The sequence below is a fragment of the Xenorhabdus sp. NBAII XenSa04 genome, assembly GCF_963866145.1.
GTDB classification, from domain to species: domain Bacteria; phylum Pseudomonadota; class Gammaproteobacteria; order Enterobacterales; family Enterobacteriaceae; genus Xenorhabdus; species Xenorhabdus indica.
Genome location: NZ_CAWMEB010000101.1, coordinates 1 through 1,040 on the forward strand (window position 1 = coordinate 1; position 1,040 = coordinate 1,040).

The following is a 1,040-nucleotide window of genomic DNA, read 5'->3' on the forward strand; positions in this document are numbered from 1 at the left end:
TTGTTGACTGACATTCTCTTACTGTTACACTGTATTTTGAAAGTAAGTAGGTAATTTCTTTTTGAATAAATTTCTTTTTGAATAAATTGTTTTTAAAGGAAAGATTATTATGGTTGAAATTGCTAACATATTACTCGTTAATAGTACAAATTCAGTTTGAAAAAAATATCCAGTACGTCTCAACATTTTAATATTAACAATTTCCCAGAATTAATAACTTCGTTAAACATTAAGCGTTTTTCTATTTATTTCGACAATGATAATATAAGAGACTGCAACTTTAACATAAAATATCAAATAATGGACTCTGAGAAAAGTACCTTCATAATATGTGGTAAATACAAAAGTGATCTTGAACGATTAGATATAGAGGTTTATTCAGAAAGTTTAGAAACAACTAGCCTTAAAAAAGATTCCACATTCAGCCTTGGTTGGAGAACTGATCGAATAATCCATTTTATGCTTATCGGTGATATGGGTAATTACATAGGGCCGGATATAAATAGCGAATCCTGGATGCAAGACTATCGGAGTATATTGGGAGATTATTCAATAAATAAACTTTGCATTCCTGGTTCCCATGACGCCGGAATGAGTTCAATTACATGGAAAACAACTCTTGTTCGTGAATGCAATACTCTAACACAATCAAACAATATATTAGAGCAATTGAAGTTAGGCATAAGATATTTTGATATCAGGCCCGTTCTCAAAGATGGCCACTTTTTTACTGGTCACTATAGAGAAATTCTATTCATGTGGGAAGGCGAAAATGGTGAGTCAGTTGACTCTATTATTGATGGAATTAACGACTTTACAAAATCTAACAACGAATTAATTATAATCAGGCTTGATCACTCTCTTGATCTAGATGTAGGTTTTTTTGAAAAATATCACTCTTTTTACCAAGAACAGTGGGTTAATTTATTTAATAAACTATCTGGAATTGAATATTTGTATTTTCATAATGGTGAATATAATATTTCAGGATTAACATTTGATAAATTAACAGATAATGGAAACGTAAGCGCTCAATTAAA

1 protein-coding gene is annotated in these 1,040 nt (G+C 30.2%); it reads left to right on the forward strand.

The window, feature by feature from the left end:
- Nucleotides 1–300: 300 nt before the first annotated feature.
- On the forward strand, nt 301–1,040 hold a 740-nt coding region (locus tag AAC147_RS05615; protein ID WP_047679524.1), incomplete at its 3' end, for a hypothetical protein.